Source organism: Streptomyces sp. NPDC060049, assembly GCF_042736715.1.
Taxonomy (GTDB): domain Bacteria; phylum Actinomycetota; class Actinomycetes; order Streptomycetales; family Streptomycetaceae; genus Streptomyces.
Genome location: NZ_JBHWVV010000012.1, coordinates 234,943 through 253,816 on the forward strand (window position 1 = coordinate 234,943; position 18,874 = coordinate 253,816).

Genomic DNA, 18,874 nt, shown 5'->3' on the forward strand with positions numbered 1-18,874 from the left:
GACGAGGATGAGCACGGTAACGAGGGTCATGTTCCTGCCTTCCGTCGGGTACTGACGAACTGTAATTACTTGGTGTAACCGGAATAACGGCCGCTAAACACTCTCGGTAGGGAACGAGCGTTGCGGAGGCCGGGCTGCGTGACGCCGTTGACGTTCGCCGGTGGGCGTGATGACGCTGAGGAGGGGGCCGAGTCCGTCACAGATCAGGTGGTACTGGCTGCCCGTTTCCACGGGTCTCCACCAGCGACGGACCGGTAGCGGCGCCCCCTTTTCGCCCGGATGCGGGAGCCATCCACGCACGCCCTGGACCAGTACGGCGAAGACCACGCCGTGCTCTTTCGCTCCGGCGAGGGCCTGATGGGCGGTGGGCTCCTCCACGCCGTTCTCATCCACTGCCAGGAATCCCTCATCGCAGCGGGGGAAGAGACTCTTCTCGGTCTCGCCGAGCACCGCCTGGACACGACCGTCGTCTACGAAGCCACGGTGTGGGCCTCGGGGTTCGAGGCCGCGGGATCAGGCCCCCGCGACCAGGCATCGCGTGGCCGTGGTGTCCGTGCACGCCGGCTGCCCTCACCCTCAGCCATGCCTGTCACGCCGTCAGGGGCGTCAGGGGCGTCAGTCAGCGGCTCTACGCGGTGTCTTGTGCAGGATCCAACTGCCAGGCACTGGAGGTGATGCCAAGACTCCTCCGCATCTCATCCCTGGCCAGGGTCAACCGGTCCCACAACTCGTCTGAGCGTCTGTCCAGCTCTCGCATGGTGGCCTCCCGATCCGGGGTGCCCCGACGTAGATCTTGCACCAGGCCGTACATCTTTCGGAGCGAACCGTTCACCGCTCCCAGCGCAACCAATACCTCATCGGAGACGCTCATCTGGGCTTCGGCATGCTGTGAAACATAGGCCGCCCACACGCTGTCCAGCGCAGCACCTGTCTCCGGCTCGATTCGTCCGGTCTTCCGGAGTTCGATACCGCACGACACCAGCGCATCCCTCGCACTGCGAGCAGCCGCATTGATCCTCGCGTAGGACGCTCGGCGCCCTTCGAGGACCTGGGTGTCCTGAGCGTGCTTCCGGTCCTCCAGGCGGTGCCGGTCCAAGCGTTCCCGGTCTTCTTTGCGAAGCCGCTCCGCGCCCCGCTGCGTCAGCAGCACTGACATGAGCGTGACCAGCCCTCCTACGACAGCAGCCCCGAGAGTAAGCAACGCCGACCCCATCGATCCCCCTCCGTCGACTTCTCCGGACGTACCCACTACTCGCATGCATCAAAAACGTCGTCTGTCACCGGCGCGCCCCGAGACGTAGCGATCTCGTTCCACCAGGTACCGCAAAGACGGCGAGGGCTGGAGAGGATGGTGTTGACGCCTCTGGTCGGGGAAGGCGCAGTGCCGAGACCCACCACACCGAGGGAGCAGCATGCCAACCGTGGCAGACGTCAGAGCCCAGGGGTTTGGGGGCGTCTCGGGTGCCTCCGCTACTACGGCTTGAACTTGTTCCCGTGCGTCGGTGAGTTGTGCATGGCGTTCGAGCTGTAGGACGACCGGTCACTCGCGGCCTGCACCCTACGAGCCTGCTCGATCAGCAGGCCCTCCGCGGTCTCCGTACGCCGGTTTCCCCGGCGCAACAAAGTCCACACCATCCACACCGCCGCCAAGGCCATCACACCAAAGAACACACCGAGCTCGACCATGCCGCCCCCCGTCACACGAAACTGGAACACAACCCTACCCAACGGAGTCGAACAGTGAGCCGCAGAAGCGCCCCTCACTGCTCGGTGGACTCGACTTCACCAAGCAGGGCCCTTGCCATTCGGCGGTGGCGTCCCCAGCCTCGCCTCGGACTAGGGCCTGTCCGATGGGTCGTGTGAGCTGATCAGGGACGTGGCCTACTGTCCGTTGGAACGAAGGGGGCCGCATGGCACGCGATACAGCCGAAGCAGAGGCGGGGATGAAGGGGATCACGTTTCCTGCCTGGCACGGAAAGCACTACGTGACCCTGACTGAGCTACTGGTTCGCCTCGGCAGCTTCTGCGTGGACCTGACGTGGCGCGTCGAATTCGACGAGATCGTCGATCCTCGCTGTGTCGAGATGGCGAGAGGGTCCGCCGGCGCCGGCATGGACACGTTGACACTGTTGTCGTTGACGACCCCCTTCCTCCAGTTGATCGACGCCGAGGCACGTGGGTTCGCCGGGGACGAGCTGGTGCTCGTCCTGACCGAATTCGACAGCTCTGTGGGATGTCAGGTCGGTCGACGGGCGCGTACTCAGCGAACTTCGCCAGCACTACCCGGGTGCCAAGGACCTGTGAATGGTGCGCTTCACTGCGGACGGAGCCATAGGCGGATCGCGGCCACGGTGACCGTTCCGTGGAAGACGTAGGCCCGCTTGTCGAAGCGTGTGGCGATGGCGCGGAAGTTCTTGAGCCGGTTGATGGTCCGCTCGACTTCGTTGCGGCGGCGGTAGATCGTCTTGTCGAATCCTGTGGGTCTGCCGCCTTGGCTGCCGCGGCGTCGGCGGTTGGCCCGCTGGTCTCTCGGCTCGGGGATCGTGTGCTTGATCTGGCGTCTGCGCAGGTGATGCCGGTTGCGGCGTGACGAATAGGCCTTGTCTCCCCCGACGTGGTCGGGCCGGGTGCGCGGTCGTCCACCAGCTTGTCGGGGCACGCGGATCTCTTCCAGGACGCGAATCATCTGCGGTGCGTCCCCCCACTGGCGGGCGTGATGACAAACCCGAGCGGGCGGCACCCACCTTCTCCGGCGAGGTGGATCTTGTTGTGAGCCCGCCTCGCGAGCGTCCCAGGGCCTCATCGGAGCGGTGATGCGCCGGGCTCCTGCGCCAACCCGGCACTTCCGGGGCACGAGTGGAGGCACCAGCGGCGTGCTGGTGAGCGCGGCAGGTCGTGGAATCGACGCTGACCATGCTCCAGTCGATCCGGCCCTCGGCGTCGGCGTCGGCCTGGACGGCCCGCAGGATTCTCTCCCACGTGCCGTCCGCGGACCACCTTCGATGACGGTCGTGAACCGTCTTCCAGCTACCGAAGCAGGGAGGCAGGTCCCGCCAGGGGAGGCCGGTCCGCTGCCGGAACAGAATCCCGTTGATCACCCGACGGTGGCATTGCCAGCGTCCACCCCGCCCGTGATTGGCCGGCAAGTGCGGCTCCAGCCGATCCCACTCTTCATCCGAAAGATCTCCCCGCCCCATGTCCCACAGAACGAGTTCCCAGCAGGAGCGTCACACGCCCCGGCCAGCCCCCTCGCGCGTGTCCGGCGCCCGAGATGCGACGGCGCCGGACGCGGCGCACGATGAACAGGGCACGTGTCCTTCTCCGACCGTGCACAGCTGGGGGGATCACCCGTTCACGTGCGAAGAAGCGGGGAGACCCATGAAGAAAACCCTGATGGCCGCACTTGCCACTTCCGTGATGGCCGTCATGCCGGCCGTTCCGGCGACGCCCGCTGCCGCTGCTTCGGCGTTCTGCAACCAGACGACCCCGAGCACGTCGCTCCTCGGCTACAACAAGGACACCGGAGCCGTGGGCACCGGCACCCTGTCGGCCGGGCGCTGGCGCTACGGCTCGAACATCGAGGTTCCCGACGGGTACACGCACGGCGTCGCGAGCCGCGACTCGATGCTGTTCTACAACGCCGACACCGGAGCGGGGGAGAGCGGCACCTTCAAGGGAGGGAAGTACACCCGCGTCCAGACCTACGACAACTTCTCGACGGGCTGGACCAACGTCGTGGCGTCGGGCGACTCGGCCCTCTTCTACAACGCCGACAACGGCCAAGGGGGCACGGGCACACTGAAGAACGGCCTGTACCAGCACGTCCGCTCGTACGACAACTTCAGCACGGGCTGGGAGTCCATCGCCGCCTCGTGTGACACGGCGGTCTTCACGAAGCCCGGCGAAGTCGGGTACGGGACCCTCAAGGGCGGCGTCTACACGCATGTGAACGGCAGGGGCACCGAGGACCTGGGCACCCTGGTCGCGACCAAGGACACGGTCCTGGCCCTGGCGGACAACGGTTCGGGACTCCGGTACCGCATCGCCACGGCGACCGACGGCAGGCTCGGCGGGTTCCGCGACATCGGCACGTCGGGCATGTGGCAGGAGGAGGGCCGGACCTCGGACAGCCTGATCTTCTACAAGACGGACGGCACCGCGTGGACCTCCAAGCTCAGCAGGAACACCTACGCCAACGTCGGACCACTCGCCGGGGTCTCCTCGGACTGGACGTTCTTCGCGGGCGGTGTGTGAGCCCGCGAGCAGAGCACCCGCAGGCGGCGTTCACCCGGTCTCCGAGGTGAACCGCCCTCAGTTCCTCCCACAGCGACCGCTGGAAGGCCGTCACCAGGGCCTGCACCACCATCGGCTGCATGTGCGCCGACAGGGTCTTCATCGACCCCGACCGCGGTTACGCGGCAGATGCCGCTCCAGCCGCATCCACTCGTCATCTGAAAAATCCCCTCGCCCCACACCGACCGCAACGATCCAGCGCGAGGCGAGTCACAGGACCCGTCGGACACGGACTAGCTGCCGCTGCACGGGAGGTGACTGCGTTTCAGCCACCTGGCTCTGCTCTCGTGGTCCCGGTTCCTGCTGGCATCGGGCCGTTCCCGCCAGGGCCAGGACGGGGTCTGGCAGAGGAACGGAGTCGTGTACTCCCCACGGGGCTACCCGGTGAGCCACTTCAGCCTCGGTGACGACATCGACTACATCGTCACCGACCGTGACGGCAGCATCTGGACCGCGTACGGCGACAAGGGCATTTACGGAAACCACCCGGAGAGCAGCGGCGGCCTGGCCCGCTGGAACACCGACGGCACCCACACCTGGAGCCCCCGGGGTCGTCTCCCCGTATGGCCCCTCGGCGGAAGCGCGGCCGCCACCGAGGAGGCCGTGGTCTGGCTCGCCTGGTACAGCCACGAGGGCGCCTTCCTGTCCGGGTCGATCCCAGCACCGGCGACATCACCAGCTACCGCAACCCCTCAAGGACACCGAGGGCATCGCGGTCCGCGGCACCCGGATGCTCCTCACCCACCGGTTCCACAACCGGCCCGACATTGAACTGAGCCGCGCGGAACTCGTCGGTGGGGCCTGGGTGACCACCACGCAGGAGAGGCCGCGCATGCCGGGACCGGTAATCACGCGCTGCGCCCAGGGCCGCGACGGCGCCCTCTGGCTCCGCGGCGGCGATACCTGGACACGGCGAGCCGGGGTGGGCGGAGCGGCTGTCAGACCGGTGCCGCCCACCCCGGTGGTCACTCGGCCGCGATCTCGCTCACGATCCACGCCCCGAGTTCTTCGGTCATGGTGGTGTGGCCCTCGTTGCGGCCGGCGCAGCGGAAGGCGTCGAGCTCGCTGTCACCCGCCGCGATCGGGTGGTGCAGCGCCTTCGGGTCGTTGATGTCGCCGGACGCGACGGCGCTGATGCTGGGGATGAAGCAGGACGTGGTGATGACGTCCGGGTCGACTTCGTTGCCGAGAAGGCTCATGAGGAGGGCGGCGAGGCCGAAGCTTCCGGTGTCGCCGACCGGGGACTGCATGGTGAACAGGCCGCCGGGAGCACCGTCGATGTCGGGCAGACCGCTGGTGCGCACCATGGTCGCCTCGTCGCCCGTCTTCTGCAGCCTGGCGACGATCTGCTCACCCTGGGCCTGGATCTTCAGCCAGGTGTCCTGCAGCGTTTCGCCGTCGCCCCTCACCGCGGTCGCACCGGCCTCCGCGCCGTTTCCGACGCCGGTCTTCACGCCGTTGGCGACACCGATCTTGCGGACGTTGCGCGGCCATCCCCCGAGTTCGTCGAGCTTCTGGAGGAACGCCAGCCGCTCCGGTGCCTGCTGCGGCTCGGCGTCGACCTTACCGATGTGCCACCGCGCCATCTCCTTCGCCGCCGGGCTGTTCAGCAGCCCGGAAAGCTGACGCAGCACGGGGCCCAGGGTGGGAACGTCTCCCCACTTGTCCGTCGCGTAGTGGGTGAAGGCCTGGAGGGAGAGGGGGAACCACGCCCCCTGGTGAGGGGTGTCGTAGGAGAGGTAGATGTCGGTCTCGTGGTCCGGAAGGCCGGGGTCGTTCTCCATCCTGGCCAGCGCGTAGCGGGCGATGAGCCCGCCCATGCTGAAGCCGCCCACGGCCAGCTTCGCGTTGCCCACCCGCTCGTCGACGGCCCGGCGGATGCACTCGATCGCGGTCTCGGCGTTGGCCGTGATCGAGGCTGTCCGGTCGTGGTAGCCGAGGATGATCACATCGCGGCCGAGGGCGTGGAGTTCGCTGACGAAGCGGAAGTTTCCGTTCTCCTCCAGCCCGTGCCAGAGCTGGTCCAGGTTGGTGGATCCGCCCGAGAAGCCGTCGGAGAGGATCACGGGCCGCGTGAGCTGACGGCGGTTCAGCGGGCTGTAGTACACCCAGGCCGTACCGCCCTGCAGGGGCCACTCGTCGTGGGCTTCCGGCGCGGGAGGAAAGGAGGAACGGGCCTGCGGGGAGGCGGGCCCCCAGATGTCAACGACGGTGTTGGACATGCTTCGTCGGCTCCTTGCGTAGTCGTGGAACCACCGCACGGCACGCGCGGTGATCCGGGGCGGGCAAAAAGCTCCTGAGACCCAGCAGCTCCTGCCGCACGGCATCCTCACACCGTGCCCTCGGCCGCTCCCCGTGCCTCTGACCGGGAAACCATCCCTCCGAGTGATCATCTTCGGCATTCGGGCGAGCGGCGGCACGCCAAAATCGTTTCGTCATCGGGGTTGCCGGAGGCACCGGACTGGGCCGTCTCTCTGTACGGGTTCGACATGGCAGGTCCGTACCCGCGCCCACCGACAGCCCGTAGCCATGAGCGCGGTGGCTCCAGGGTCGCCGGGGATGTGCACGCCTTCCGTCCTGGCGATCAGGATCCGGTCGTGGACTCGGTGTCGGGGTGAAGGTCGAAGACCTCGGCCAGGCCGACGATACGCAGGACGCGGAGCGTGTGGGCGGGAACGGCTGCGAGCGTGATGTGGGCCCCAGCGGCGATTGCGTGGTTGCGGGCGGCGATCAGGGCGCTGATGCCACTGGAATCGCAGAATTCCAGGCGGGCGAGGTCCAGGACGAGGCGCTGGCCGGGCTCGAGCCCCAGCGTGGCGGTGAGGTCGCGCAGTTCGGCGGCGGTGGCGTAGTCGAGTTCGCCACTGACCCCTAGTACCGGGCCGTTCGGGGTACTTCGGACGGTGATGTCCAGCGGGCTCATTTCGGGTTCCCGGTCGTAGGAGCGGCGGTGGGGGCGCCGAGTGCGAGGAGGGCGGTGTCGTCGTCGAGGCCGTCGCCGAAATCGTCCAGCAGGCCGGTCAGGGCCTCCATGAGGGCGTCGGGAGGCCCGCCGGCGTGGCCGGCGGTGAAGTCGCGCAGGGCCTCGTCCCCGTACAGGTCGGTGCGGCTCTCGCCGGTGCGTGCCTCGGTGAGGCCGTCTGTGTACAGCAGGAGGGTGTCGCCGGGGGTGAGGACGGTGGCGGCGCTGGTGAAGGGCGCGTCGGGCAGGATGCCGACGAGGAGCCCGCCGGGAGTGGGCAGGAAGTCGGCGGTGCCATCGGCGCGCAGGACGAGGGCCGGCGGGTGGCCGCCCGAGGCCAGGCGGACAGTGACCTGACCGGTGTCCGGGTGGGGTTCGAGGGTGCCGAAGACGGCGGTGCAGTAGCGGGGGTCGCCGGCGCTGTAGCGCTCGTGAAGGATCTTGTTGAGAGTGGACAGGGCGGCGACGGGGTCGGGGTCGTGGAGGGCGGCGGCCCGCAGGGTGTAGCGGGTCAACGAGGTGACGGCGGCGGCCTGCGGGCCCTTGCCGCAGACGTCGCCGAGGAAGAAGGCGAAGCGTTTGCCGTCGACGGGGAAGACGTCGTAGAAGTCGCCGCCGAGCCGGTCGAGGGAGGCGGTGCGGTAGTGGGCGGCGATCTCCATGCCCGGAATGTCCGGAAGGGTGTCGGGCAGCAGCGATGACTGGAGCGCGGCGAGGGCGTCCTGGAGTCGTGCACGGTCCGTCTCTGCCCGGTGGCGTGCTTCTTCGGCAGCTTTCCGGGCGCGCAGGAGTTCCTCTTCGTAGGCGCGGCGGTCACGGGAGTCGAAGAGCGTGGTGCGGATCAACAGCGGATCGCCTGTTGTCCCGTACTTGACCGTGGAGGAGGCCAGCACCGGCATCCGGCCGCCGGCCTGCTTGATCTCCAGGGCGATCCCTCCGATTTCCCCCTTCATGTGCAGCAGCGGCGCGAAGTGTGTCTCGTAGTAGAGCTTGCCGCCGACGGTCAGCAGGTCGGCGAACCGCATCCGGCCCACCACGGCCTTCCCTTCCAGGCCGAGCCAGCCCAGCAGCGTGCTGTTGATCTTCGCGATGGTGCCGTCCATCAGCGTGGACAGGTACCCGCACGGCGCGCTCTCATACAGCTCCTCGGCACTGTCCTCCAGCAGCGCGGCGAACGCCGCCGCGTCCGCCGCGTCCGCCGTCTCCTTGTCGTCGTCGGCATCGTGCGGTGCGGCATCGTCCGCGTCGGCCTCATGCGGGTCGGGCAGCTGCCCGGTGCGGCACATCACCGCAGGTCCGCGAGGAAGTCGCTGATCGCCTGGTTCGTGGCTTCGGGCGCGGACAAGTGCGGGCAGTGACCGGTCGAATCGAGCGTGACCAGCGTCGAGCCGGGGATCGCCTGGTGGACGAAGGCTCCGACCTCACGCGGGGCGATGGCATCCTGGGTGCACTCCAGCACCAGCGTCGGCACGCTCACCCGCTTCAGATCGCCCCGCGAGTCCGAGAGGAACGTGGTCCGGGCGAACACGCGCGCCATGTCCGGGTCGGTTGCGCAGAAGCTGTTCGTCAGCTCTGCACCGAGCTCGGGGCGCTCCGGGTTTCCCATGATCACCGGCGCCATCGCCGCCGACCAGCCCAGGTAGTTCGACTCCAGCGAATCGAGCAGCTCGCCGATGTCCTCGGCGCTGAAGCCGCCGCGGTAGCCCTCGTCGTCGATGTAGCGGGGGGAGGGTGCGACCATCACCAGCGCCCCGATGCGCTCCGGCGCCATCTCGGCGGCCAGTACGCCGATCATCGCGCTGACCGAGTGGCCCACGAACGCGACATCGCGCAGGTCGAGCGCATCACAGATCTCGACGACGTCACGGGCATAACCGTCCAGGGAGGCGTAACGGTTCTCCGAGAAGGCGGAGAGGTCCGACCGGCCCGCGCCCACGTAGTCGAAGAGCACCACACGGTAATCCTCTGCCAGAGCGGGCACCGTCAGCCGCCACATGTTCTGATCACAGCCGAACCCGTGCGCCAGCACCACCGTCGGCCCCTGGGGATTGCCGGTCACGGTGACATTGTTCCTGCGCTCGATATCCATACCCAGCAGTCTCTCAAGCCTCGCCCATCCCCCCGACCAGCCTCAAGATCACCGCACATCCCACCCGGCGCCTTCACAGTCGAGGGCGGCAGCTACTGGCGTGAGTACCGCTAGTGCTGTGCCCTTCGGAACCGGCACGGGGCAGGACGCTCAGCTGAACAGCCAGTCATCCAAAGGACGACGCCGTTCTGCACGGCTGATGACTGCAGTCAGCGCGGCCCCCGAGCCGTAGGCGTACGCCGCTGCCCGCGAAGGCGGGTACGTTCAGCCGTACGGGGTGCGGCCCTGGCCATCAGGGCCGCGACGGGGGCCGCACCCCGACACCGCTCGCTCCCGCGACGGGGGCCCCATCTCGTCGTACTGTCCATGACCACGGGCTCCCCCGGTCTCTCAGCCGGCAGCCGCAGCCGTCCCGTCTCCGGAGCCTGAGGCGGATCGGCTTCTGCCGTGGCTCCGGAAGGCGGGCGCGGCACTCCTGGCCGAGCGGGCTCTCTCGGGCAGGACGTGTGGCCGGACGTGCAGGAGCACGACTCCTTGCAGCTCAGCGCCGTTGCCTTCGACGACAGCGACCGGAACACGTGGTGCGTCATCGCTGGGGGGTTAGCGGCTACCGCGGTGCAGCCCGTGTCTGACCCCCGCGTCGGTCGGCCCCCTGGCTTGATCCCGCGCTGCCCGCCGACCTCGCTCCCTCCAGCCGCTCCACACGCATCCCGGTTGCCGGGCGCCCCCACGCGCGTGACGATGAAGAGGGTGACCTCCGCTGTCAGCGAGGAGGACCTCATGACCACGGAGCGAAGACGTTGGGTACCGGATCGTAACCGTTGGGTACTGTTCTCCATCTCCGTGGCGCTGACAGCCGGCCTCGTAACGGCCACGGGCGACACCACGACCGCCGCGCCCGTCGGTCACCGGCCGACCGAAGTGGTGGCCGACGCCCCGTCACCGCAGCCCACGGGCATGTCGGCAGACGCCGAGCAGTACCTGACGCATGTTCTGGACCTGCTCCAGAACGGGTCGCTGGACCGGGACAGGGTCGACTGGCCGGAGGTGAGGCGTCAGGCCTTCGCCGAAGCGGCCGGTGCCAAGACCACCGCCGACACCTATGACGCGATCGACCTCGCCGTCAAATCCCTCGACAACCCCCACACCTTCTTCCTGAGGCCGGAGCAGGCCGCCGCGATGAACCCGTCCGCCGAGGCACCCGGCACCACCGGGCCGCCGCCGGTACCCCGCGGCCGGCTCGTCGGACAGAAGATCGGCTACGTTTCGCTCCCGACGACGGAGAAGATCCCGGGCTATGCCCGGGCAGGCGCACAGGTCGTCCGTACGCTCGACGCCTCCAAGCCCTGCGGGTGGATCGTCGATCTGCGCAAGGACAGCGGAGGAGCGATCTGGCCCAAGCTCGACGTCCTGGCGCCGCTGCTGGGTGACGGCCGACTCGGCGCCTTCGTGGGCGCCGACGGCAAACAGAGCACATGGGAGCTGAACAAGGGCGAGCTGTCCGTCGGCGGTGAAGTCATCCCCAAGGACTTCCCTCCGAGCGTCGAAACAGGCGAGTCGGGGATCGAGGACTACGTGACCCACAACGCCTATGTGCTGCATCGGCCCCGGCCCCCGGTCGCGGTCCTCACGGGCCCGGAGACGGCGAGTGCCGGCGAAGCCACCCTGATCGCTTTCCGCGGCCGACCGGAGAGCCGAAGCTTCGGACTGCCCACGGCCGGGCTGGCAACGGGCAACGCGACCTACCCGCTCGGCGACGGCGCGCTCCTCATCCTCACGGAAACAGCCGACCTGGACCGCACCGGGCGCCGCTACACCAACGCCCCCATCGCCCCCGACGACCGCGTGGACTTCACCGACCGCGACGTGGTCCGCGGCACCGGTGATCCCGTGGTCGACGCCGCCCGGAAGTGGCTGGAGTCACGGCCCGCCTGCCGGCCGTGACCGACACAGCGCCTCGCGGGCCACGTCGGCTGACGACCCGGCATTTCACCGCACTCCGGAGTGGACCGGTCTCCGCTGCGACTCCCTCCCGGAGCTGAGGGCGGCACGTGCCGCAGAGGGGTTCCCACCCACCCATGTCCACGACCCGCTCGGCGTGTCAACTGGCCGACGAGAGCCAACCCTTGCCGTCCCGGCGTCGAAAAACCGGGTGCGGGTCGCAGGCCCCAGACTGTTTGCTCACCTCATGAACACGACCAGACCGGTGCGTCTCCACCCTTGGGCGGACAACGACCTTTGGCTCCTCCGGCGCCGCAATACCCCGGAGATGACGACCCACCTAGGCGGCCCCGAGCCGGACAGTGCGCTCCTCGCGCGCCACCGCCGCTGGACGGCCATGAGCGCGAACGCTCCCTACGAGGGCCGGGTGTTCCGCGTGGAATCCCCGACGGGCGACTCCGTGGGTACGGTCTCCTTCACACCGAAGGAACACGACGGAGAACCGATCTTTGAAGTGGGCTGGGGCGTCCTCCCCGAATATCAACGCCAAGGTTGGGCGACGGCTTCCGTCCGAGCCCTCCTTGCCCACCTGGCCGCCCTCCCCTCGGCGCACCGCCGCCCGGGGGTTCACGCGTATCCCCGCGTGACCAACCCGGCCTCGAACGCGCTCTGCCGCGCGATGGGCTTCACCCTCCTCGCCGAAACGGTCCACGAATACCCCCCGGGCCAGCACCACTCCAGCAACAACTGGCGCTTCACCCTGCCGTTGCGCGACATCGGGAATGCGCACGACGGCGACGTTGTCAGTGGTGTCGGCGAAGCCTCGTGAAGCGCCGCCCGCCACCAGCCGCAATCAGAACCGGCTTGATCCCGCCTCTGAGACGTCGGCCGACAGCAGAGCGCTCATGAAAATATGATCCAGGGGGGCGGTGTCGACCTCCTCGTGCGGACCAGATGAAGGAGTGCTCCCATGAGGGACAGATCGTCCGAACGGCGGCGCATCCTGCAGTCACCCCCGCCTGAGCTCGTTGCGGAAGCGGGGCGAATCCGGGCGGGTCGGTTGCGGTGATCGACCCCGACCTCATCGGCGACCCCAACGGCTACGTCCCGGGGGAAGCCGTCCAGGGTGTCTGGCGGGTCGGTCAGGACGGGAAGCTGACCGGCGAGTTCGTGGAGAATCCGAGCTACGGGCCGCCCAAGGACGACTTCGCCAAGCTCACGGACTCCAAGCACTGGCTGGACTGGCTCGGTGAACAGCCCGCCGTTGCGGTGCGCGACTCCATCGCGGGGATCTTGGACGAACAGGTCCCCGGAGCGGTTCTGGACTGGATCAAGGTCCTCGACGCTCCGCGCTACCTCACCGGAGGCCGCCCCCGACCGGACGATGAGAGCCACATGATCGTCACTCGGGCCGGCATCGCCCTGTCCTTCGCGCTCTCCGTGACCAGCCCCGGACGCAAACGGGAGATCCTCCAAGGCGCGTTCTCCTGGGTCGCTGTCGGACTCGACGAGCCCGGCAAACGCAAGGACCAGGTCTGGCTCGACCTACGAGCTGATCTGGACTGGGCCGAGACGGAACTCCGCAACCGCATCTACCTCGCCGGCCACACCCCAGCCCCCGGAACCACCCCCTGAAACGACGCCCCGCGGTCACGTCCAAGCGCCGGCGCGCCTATCGGATCGGGTGCCGAGAGAGGCGCGGCCACGGCCCGTAGATCCGTCCCGGGCTCCCTCTCACGGGCACCTCCGAACGCCCACGGCGACGGCAAGGTCTCCTTCGGCGCGACGGCCGAAGTCGAGTTGGGTTCATCCACGAGCGGTCCCTCGTCGGCCCGGGCACCGAAGCGGCGTACGGCAAGCACGGCGGTCGGCGCCGGCCGGCCGTCGACGGTGACACGCTCGCGGCGTGGCCGGCGGCCGGCGCGGAGCTTCGTCTGTGGGTCTCCGGACTTGCGGAGTTCACGCCTCCGGTCATACTCGCGGTCGCCGGTCCGCCGTGATCGGATACATCGCCGCGGGAGCCCCGATGGGCTCGGTGGCGACCGACCGGCTCGATGTGCTCCTCCGTCCCGGCGGAACACCGCGCTCCGGGCGGCGCGACGCGCGAATCGGCCGACGCCGAGCAACCCACCGATCCGGCCGCGGAGCTCGTACCCGGAGCCAGCACATGCACGTCAAGTGCGCCTGCCCTCCGCCTGCAAGGCGTCCCGAGACGGCACACGCGTCAGCTTCCCGGGGCAGGAGGCATCCGGTTCAGCCGGTGAAGAGGCCGTGGCGGCCGGCGCCGCCCGCGAACCGGTCGACCCCCGCATGAGCGTCACCCAGGCGTCGTGGCACTGGACCCGGCTGCGGGGCGCCGGCGCCCGGAGGGTGCGCTGCTCCCACTCGGCTCGGGTCAGCTGCTTTCGGCGAGCTCCTCGAGGAGCTCCGTGATCGTCGTGGCGCGCTCCTACGCGAAAAGCGCAGCCGGTCGCGGGTTGCCTCGGCCGTCGTGATGCTCGTGGGCTTGTGCCGCTCAAACCCCCCGTTTGCACCGCCGGTAGAACTCGATACCTGGGGTGCGGCTCAGTCTTCGCCGTCCGCGCTGGGGCTCAGTCTTCGCCGTCCGCGCTGGACAGGGCTCGGGTGATCAGGCGGGTGGCGAATTCGGGGTCGTCGGCGATGCGGTTGATCTGCTCCGCGAGGAGGATGGCGGTGGCTTCCAGAGGATTCATCTCCTCCTCGGTCCACTCGCCGTACTGCTGGCGCCACAGGCTGGGACTCAGGCCGGTGCCCGCCGCGATGACCATCCCGGCCATGGTGGGAATGGCCTCCGGAGGGACGCTCCTCGACATCGTGCTCATCGTGGCCACCAGGTTGGGCACCACGAACTGGATGACGTCCTTGTCGTGCTCCTCGCAGGCCTTCCGCAACCACGTCATGAACATGTAGATGAGCGTGCACGTCCCGTCGAGCAGCTCGTGAGCTCCCATGGGCCCCAACGAGGCGACGAACTGCTCGGTCAGCAGCCGCTGCTCGGGGCCGGCCTCGGACTTGTCGTCGTAGATCGATTTCAGGCGGGAGTCGATCAGCATGAGCGCCGCACCCACATCGCCGGCCGGAGCGTACTGAGGTTCGCAGGACGATGACACTGAGCTCTCCTTGGCGTCGGCGGCCACACCCGCATGTCCGTACCGTAGGCCCCCGCTCAGGCCGGGGGCTGGTAAATCCAAAGGAAGGCCTGTTGTCGCAGGGCGGCACATAGCGCGGGATCGGGGTGACACATACTCCCCGGGAAGTGATGTCATACCCATCATGACAGGTCAGAGGGTGTTTTCGTAGGACGAACGGCACAGGTGGCCAGCCTTGTTCGGCCCTCTCCAAAGCACCCAGAATCTCCGTTATGAATCACTCGGGGAAAGTCGATCAGGACGACATCGTGCGGGCGCGGAACGTGCTGCTCGCGTCGGGACGCCGCACGCCGCGCGAAGAAGTCGACGCCTACCGGGTGCTCGCCCAGGTCAGCCCCGCCTCGTACCTGCCGCTCCTGAGCAGGGCGCTGCAACGTCTGAGCTACGACACGACCTCCGGCAAAAAGCATGTGGCCTGTCTCGCGCTGTGCGAGGAGGCGGTGGCAGCGGCGCGGTCAATCGATCCGGCCGAACCTGCCCGTGCGGATGTTCTGTACGAGGCCCTCAACACGTGCCAGAGAGAGCTGTACGGCGTGGGTCGACGCGCCGAAGGACTCGCCATGCGCGCCGAGATGCTCGCCATTGGCCGCGCGCGGGCCGAATCGTCCGCGGGCCACCCCGTGGCCAGAGAGCTGCGGGACTGGGCTGCGGGACTCTCCGAGGAAGGCCGGTATGCCGAGGCTGCCGATGCCATGACCGAGTTGGTCGCAGGCATCCTGCCCGACGGGCCCGGCAGCGGGGCTCTCGCCTGGTCACTCCTGGAGTGGATCGGCGCTCTCCACAACGCCGGCCGGCCCGGCGAAGCGCTCGCCGCGTTCGAGACACTCGTCAGCATGGAAGCGGCCGAAGCCGCGAGCGACCGCGGGTCGATGGCCTGCCATCTGTACTCGCTCATCGGGTACGCGCAGATGCTCGACATCCACGGCCGGGGCGAGCAGGCGGCCCTCGCGCGGCAAGAGGCACTCGCCTTGCTGAAGGAGTTGGCCGATACCGGTGAGCGTAAGACCTGGAGCGGCTATCAGGCGTCGTTCTGGGCGGTGTTGCTGTGTTTCTCCGGCGCCGAAAGCGATAGGCCTGCGCCCGTTGGACCGCGTCCGCCTACGGGGGCGGCGCCCGTGCAGTGGTCGCCCGATGTCAGGCAGCGCTACTTCGACAGCCGTCATGCCCTCCGCGAAGAGGTGGACACCCTTGCTCCGCGAGCCACCGAGGATCCCGACCAGTACCTGGCCGAACTGGTCCGCCTGCACCGCGTCCTCACCATCCGCTCCGCCGTCCACTGGGAGAACCGCACCCATCTGTTCGCGGAGCGAGTGCGCTCCCTGTTCGATGAGGGAGTGGATCTGGCCCGCCGGCTGTCCCAGCACGACCCGGCAGACGGAAGGCGAACACTGGCCGGGATCCTGATCGACCGATCGACCTTCCACACCGCCGCCCGCGAGTTCGGCCCCGCCCTCGATGACTTCCGCGAGGCCCTGAGCTACCTGGGGGAGGCCAACTGACCCGAGCCGGCCAACGTCCACCCCGGGGACCGGTGCGCGCGAGCCGCTCGCGCCAGGTTGAGGAACCCCGGCCATCGCCGCCTGCGGGGCTTACTGCCGTGGCCGGCCGCCCGACAGGTCGTCGGCGCGGAAAAGATCTTTCCCGTGCTTGTCCCGCCCGGTACGGTCGCGGAGTTGCTTTCGCTGTTGGGAGCCACGAACTGCGCGTGTGGCCCCGGTGAACCACCGACTGAGAGCAGGTTTCTGTATGGCATGTCGTATCGGTGAACTCGTGCTCGGTTGCCGCGATGCCGAACTGTTGGCGCAGTTCTGGTGCGAGGTCCTGGGCTACGTTGTGGTCGGCCGCGAGGAGGGATGCGTGGAGATCGGGACGCCGGAAGGGTTCGGGGGTCCCCAGCCTACGATCTTCTTCAGCGTCCGGGACGAGCCGGAGCCGGGGAAGTCCCGGCTGCACATCGACGTCAACCCAACCGACCGCGACCAGGACGCCGAGCTCGAACGCCTCCTGAAGCTCGGTGCACGCCGGGCCGACGTCGGCCAGACCGGGGACGAGCAGTGGCATGTCCTGGCCGACCCCGAGGGCAATGAGTTCTGCCTGCTCAAGGCCCGCATCAAGCCGCTCTGACGCTCGTCCGACGCCCTCCGGTTACGCCGCGGCCTGCGGTTCCCCCGCGGCCGCGGCATGCTCCGCCCGGACGGGCCCCAACCCCGCTTGCGCCATGCCAAGGGGCCTTGGCCTCCGCGTACTGATTCGGGCGGCGCCGACCGCCGGCTTCGTCAGCTGCCGCCCCTTGGCGCCGCGACGAGACCCAGTTCCTTCCGCGTTGCGAGAAGGAATGCCTTCTGAGCTGTCCAAAGCCTTTCGAAAGCTTCGGGAGGAAGGGCCGCCTCGGAGCACGTCGCGCGCGCGGCGGCGATCTGACGAACACTCCTGACGACGTCCGCGGCGGCGTTCAGCGTGTCTGGTGACTCCGACACGAGCCGAACAGCCGTGGAGGCCCCTTCGAGCCCTTCCTTGTAGGGTCGCCCTTCCTGGTCGAAGTAGGGCATCAGTTCGCCCGGAATCCGCGGATGCGGGACGGCAGTTATGTTGGCGGTCGACTCAAGGGCGAACGCCACGTACTGGCGGTAGGCGAGCACGAAGTCTTTGTAGGCAGCGAGACGGATGTCCCGCCACTGGCGTGCGTGGTCACGGTGCCACAGCCGGTCCTGGTTGCGGATGGACAACCACCCGCCCACGACCACACCAAGCAGCGCAACTGCTCCCGTGATCGCAGTACTCAGAAGGTTCACCTGTTCTGCCTCCCCCGACTCGGTGGACCAAGCCAGTCTCCATCACGGCGCGCTCACGAACGAGAGTGTGGAGCAGTCGATAGCGGTTGAGCGCGCGGCGCAGGAATTCACGGGCCTGGGCCGCCACTACCCAGCGGGGGCCGGGGGTGAAGACCTGGCGGAACCCGGTACAGAACAGGGCGCCGCCGGCAAGGACCGTCGTCACCCACGCCGGAGCGTGCAGCCCTGCCGCTACGACCGTCACGGAGGCACTGGTCGGCGCGCCCGGTTCTATCGCGCGGTGCGCGCGCCGCGAGGCGTCCGCGCGGCGCTGGTAGAACGCCGGCTCTCGTTCGGCCAGGGCCAGCAGCGGGTCGGGGGCCAAGGTCCAGGCGTCGGTATCCGGCGGGGGCTGTCTGCGCATGCCGAGCATCATCGTCACCGCCCGGGCCGATGTCAGCTCATTCACCGCACCGGTCAGCGCCGTTCCGGCCGGACACCCCCCTTCCGGGCCTTCGCCCTACCCGCGACGGAACAGGTCGCCGGTGTGGACCGGGCACCGTTGGGCCCAAGTTGCCGGAGCGCGCGGCACCTCGCGGCCCCAGATGAGCCACTCGCGCTCGACGGCGTCATAGATCGGCGTGTCCGTCATCCCCCGCAACACCTTCGCAGGTTCGGAGGACCCGGCCCGCTGCAGAGGGGAAACGATTTGCTCCATACCGTTCCAACGACACGGGCCGGCCGACGTGGCGGTGCGTAACCGTTCCGACACCAAGCGCGGCCTGTCGGCCCTACGCCCGACGGCCCTGCCGCTGCTCGTCATGGAGACCGCGACCTTGCCGCTGCCGGCCCGGGACGGGGCCGACCGGCCGGGTGGCGGTCGTTGGCCAGGGCGAGGACCGTCGCTCCTGATCGCGCCACCGAAGGCACGGTGAGCGGTCGGGTCCGGTCTCCGCTCAGGTTGGGCCAGCCACCCTTCCGGTCCGCGATGCCGGTGGCGCCGGGGCGCCGGGGGCGGAACCGTGAGGGTGCCGCCCTGTTCCCCGAGCAGTCCCGAACCGCGAGGCCCCTGAGCCGGCTGAGGTGAAGAGGATGGCGCGGTGGTCCTTCCGCTCCGCCGCGAGGCCGCACCCAGGACACCGGAGCCGGGGACGGACTCGGCGACTGCAGCCCCCACCGCTTTCCTTGCCATGCCGGTCTCTCAGCGTAACTGCGCGCTGGGCGACACGGACAACAAAGCTCGGCCTTTGCGAGTGCTGGCGCCAGGGCCGGCTGCTCGCGGCAGGGGCATCGCGCCGTGAAGACTGGTAGCACGCACGCGGCGCCGTCATGACCAGCCTGCTGCGCGCCACATGCGACCAGCATCCCGAGCCGGCCGAGATTTGCTGGCGCCGGACGACGCCACCGTGATCTACGACGACAGCGACTGGGCCTTCTGGGGCGACAACGCCGGTCCGATCCGCAACTGGATTGGCCGCCTCCTCGAACTGGTCCGCTCCGAACTCCACGACACGGCCCACCGGATCGGGCGGTCTCACTGGCGTCGCCGCCACCTAAAGGTTGTTGCAGAAGGGTGGGTGTGGGCAGGTCGATGTGTGGTCTGGGCTGCTCTTTCACCGAGCCATGGCGAGGTTGTGCATGGTGGCGA

At 68.6% G+C, this 18,874-nt stretch carries 14 protein-coding genes and 3 pseudogenes; 7 read left to right on the forward strand and 10 right to left on the reverse strand.

Annotated elements, in window-relative coordinates; translation table 11 throughout:
• Window positions 1-628: 628 nt before the first annotated feature.
• From ACFWBY_RS23675 to ACFWBY_RS23685, 3 genes and pseudogenes are all read right to left on the reverse strand, one after another.
• Window positions 629-1,156, reverse strand: a complete 528-nt coding sequence (locus ACFWBY_RS23675; protein WP_385409690.1) for a hypothetical protein — start codon at window positions 1,154-1,156, stop codon at window positions 629-631.
• Between the two features lie 317 nt (window positions 1,157-1,473).
• Entirely contained in the window at window positions 1,474-1,716 is a 243-nt protein-coding gene (locus ACFWBY_RS23680) for a hypothetical protein (protein ID WP_385409689.1), read from the reverse strand.
• A gap of 598 nt (window positions 1,717-2,314) precedes the next feature.
• Window positions 2,315-3,197, reverse strand: a pseudogene (locus tag ACFWBY_RS23685) (IS5 family transposase).
• A 181-nt stretch (window positions 3,198-3,378) separates the two neighbouring features.
• Between ACFWBY_RS23685 and ACFWBY_RS23690 the strand changes: the two are divergent.
• Entirely contained in the window at window positions 3,379-4,254 is an 876-nt protein-coding gene (locus ACFWBY_RS23690; protein WP_385334045.1) for a hypothetical protein, read from the forward strand.
• Here the strand turns inward: ACFWBY_RS23690 and ACFWBY_RS23695 are convergent.
• The 5 genes and pseudogenes from ACFWBY_RS23695 to ACFWBY_RS23715 all read right to left on the reverse strand — a co-directional run.
• Window positions 4,175-4,399, reverse strand: a pseudogene (locus ACFWBY_RS23695) (hypothetical protein); the annotation flags it as partial. The gene ACFWBY_RS23690 and the pseudogene ACFWBY_RS23695 sit on opposite strands and share 80 nt — an antisense overlap.
• An 859-nt stretch (window positions 4,400-5,258) precedes the next feature.
• Entirely contained in the window at window positions 5,259-6,515 is a 1,257-nt protein-coding gene (locus ACFWBY_RS23700; protein WP_385334051.1) for an esterase/lipase family protein, read from the reverse strand.
• Window positions 6,516-6,877: 362 nt separating this feature from the next.
• Window positions 6,878-7,216, reverse strand: a complete 339-nt coding sequence (locus ACFWBY_RS23705; protein ID WP_385334054.1) for an STAS domain-containing protein — start codon at window positions 7,214-7,216, stop codon at window positions 6,878-6,880.
• Window positions 7,213-8,541: a SpoIIE family protein phosphatase gene (locus ACFWBY_RS23710; protein ID WP_385334056.1), complete on the reverse strand. Its 1,329-nt coding sequence runs from the start codon at window positions 8,539-8,541 to the stop codon at window positions 7,213-7,215. Before ACFWBY_RS23710 ends, ACFWBY_RS23705 begins: the two co-directional genes overlap by 4 nt.
• Window positions 8,541-9,344 (reverse strand): alpha/beta fold hydrolase, encoded by an 804-nt coding sequence (locus tag ACFWBY_RS23715; protein WP_385334059.1) that lies wholly within the window; start codon window positions 9,342-9,344, stop codon window positions 8,541-8,543. The genes ACFWBY_RS23710 and ACFWBY_RS23715 overlap by 1 nt, the downstream gene beginning before the upstream one ends.
• Before the next feature lie 843 nt (window positions 9,345-10,187).
• Between ACFWBY_RS23715 and ACFWBY_RS23720 the strand changes: the two genes are divergently transcribed.
• The 3 genes from ACFWBY_RS23720 (at window position 10,188) to ACFWBY_RS23730 (ending at window position 12,920) form a co-directional block, all read left to right on the forward strand.
• Window positions 10,188-11,288 carry a S41 family peptidase gene (locus ACFWBY_RS23720; protein WP_385334062.1) on the forward strand — a complete coding sequence of 367 codons (1,101 nt, stop codon included), beginning with the start codon at window positions 10,188-10,190 and terminating at the stop codon, window positions 11,286-11,288.
• Between the two features lie 244 nt (window positions 11,289-11,532).
• Window positions 11,533-12,114, forward strand: a complete 582-nt coding sequence (locus tag ACFWBY_RS23725; RefSeq protein ID WP_385334065.1) for a GNAT family N-acetyltransferase — start codon at window positions 11,533-11,535, stop codon at window positions 12,112-12,114.
• Window positions 12,115-12,350: 236 nt separating this feature from the next.
• The gene (locus ACFWBY_RS23730) at window positions 12,351-12,920 is read left to right on the forward strand and encodes a hypothetical protein (RefSeq protein ID WP_385334068.1); all 570 of its coding nucleotides are present in this window, start codon (window positions 12,351-12,353) and stop codon (window positions 12,918-12,920) included.
• A 956-nt stretch (window positions 12,921-13,876) separates the two neighbouring features.
• Here ACFWBY_RS23730 and ACFWBY_RS23735 read toward each other — a convergent pair.
• Complete coding sequence (locus tag ACFWBY_RS23735; protein WP_385334071.1) at window positions 13,877-14,416, reverse strand: hypothetical protein; 540 nt, start codon at window positions 14,414-14,416, stop codon at window positions 13,877-13,879.
• Between the two features lie 251 nt (window positions 14,417-14,667).
• Here ACFWBY_RS23735 and ACFWBY_RS23740 point away from each other — a divergent pair, with 251 nt between their 5' ends.
• Both ACFWBY_RS23740 and ACFWBY_RS23745 read left to right on the forward strand, forming a co-directional pair.
• On the forward strand, window positions 14,668-15,954 hold the full coding sequence (locus tag ACFWBY_RS23740; protein ID WP_385334074.1) for a hypothetical protein: 1,287 nt from the start codon (window positions 14,668-14,670) through the stop codon (window positions 15,952-15,954).
• Window positions 15,955-16,201: 247 nt separating this feature from the next.
• A complete protein-coding gene (locus ACFWBY_RS23745; protein ID WP_385334076.1) occupies window positions 16,202-16,579 on the forward strand; it encodes a VOC family protein in 378 nt (125 codons plus the stop codon).
• 152 nt (window positions 16,580-16,731) lie between these two features.
• Here the strand turns inward: ACFWBY_RS23745 and ACFWBY_RS23750 are convergent, their stop codons facing one another.
• Complete coding sequence (locus tag ACFWBY_RS23750; protein WP_385334078.1) at window positions 16,732-17,247, reverse strand: hypothetical protein; 516 nt, start codon at window positions 17,245-17,247, stop codon at window positions 16,732-16,734.
• A 1,385-nt stretch (window positions 17,248-18,632) separates the two neighbouring features.
• Here ACFWBY_RS23750 and ACFWBY_RS23755 point away from each other — a divergent pair.
• Window positions 18,633-18,874: pseudogene (locus ACFWBY_RS23755) on the forward strand (hypothetical protein); the annotation flags it as partial.

Bases quoted from the DNA above. Each gene is read 5' to 3' on its own strand.
- ACFWBY_RS23675 (WP_385409690.1), bottom strand. From the start codon at position 1,156: ATGTCAGTGCTGCTGACGCAGCGGGGCGCGGAGCGGCTTCGCAAAGAA.
- ACFWBY_RS23690 (WP_385334045.1), top strand. From the start codon at position 3,379: ATGAAGAAAACCCTGATGGCCGCACTTGCCACTTCCGTGATGGCCGTC.
- ACFWBY_RS23700 (WP_385334051.1), bottom strand. From the start codon at position 6,515: ATGTCCAACACCGTCGTTGACATCTGGGGGCCCGCCTCCCCGCAGGCC.
- ACFWBY_RS23705 (WP_385334054.1), bottom strand. From the start codon at position 7,216: ATGAGCCCGCTGGACATCACCGTCCGAAGTACCCCGAACGGCCCGGTA.
- ACFWBY_RS23710 (WP_385334056.1), bottom strand. From the start codon at position 8,541: ATGTGCCGCACCGGGCAGCTGCCCGACCCGCATGAGGCCGACGCGGAC.
- ACFWBY_RS23715 (WP_385334059.1), bottom strand. From the start codon at position 9,344: ATGGATATCGAGCGCAGGAACAATGTCACCGTGACCGGCAATCCCCAG.
- ACFWBY_RS23725 (WP_385334065.1), top strand. From the start codon at position 11,533: ATGAACACGACCAGACCGGTGCGTCTCCACCCTTGGGCGGACAACGAC.
- ACFWBY_RS23740 (WP_385334074.1), top strand. From the start codon at position 14,668: ATGAATCACTCGGGGAAAGTCGATCAGGACGACATCGTGCGGGCGCGG.
- ACFWBY_RS23745 (WP_385334076.1), top strand. From the start codon at position 16,202: ATGGCATGTCGTATCGGTGAACTCGTGCTCGGTTGCCGCGATGCCGAA.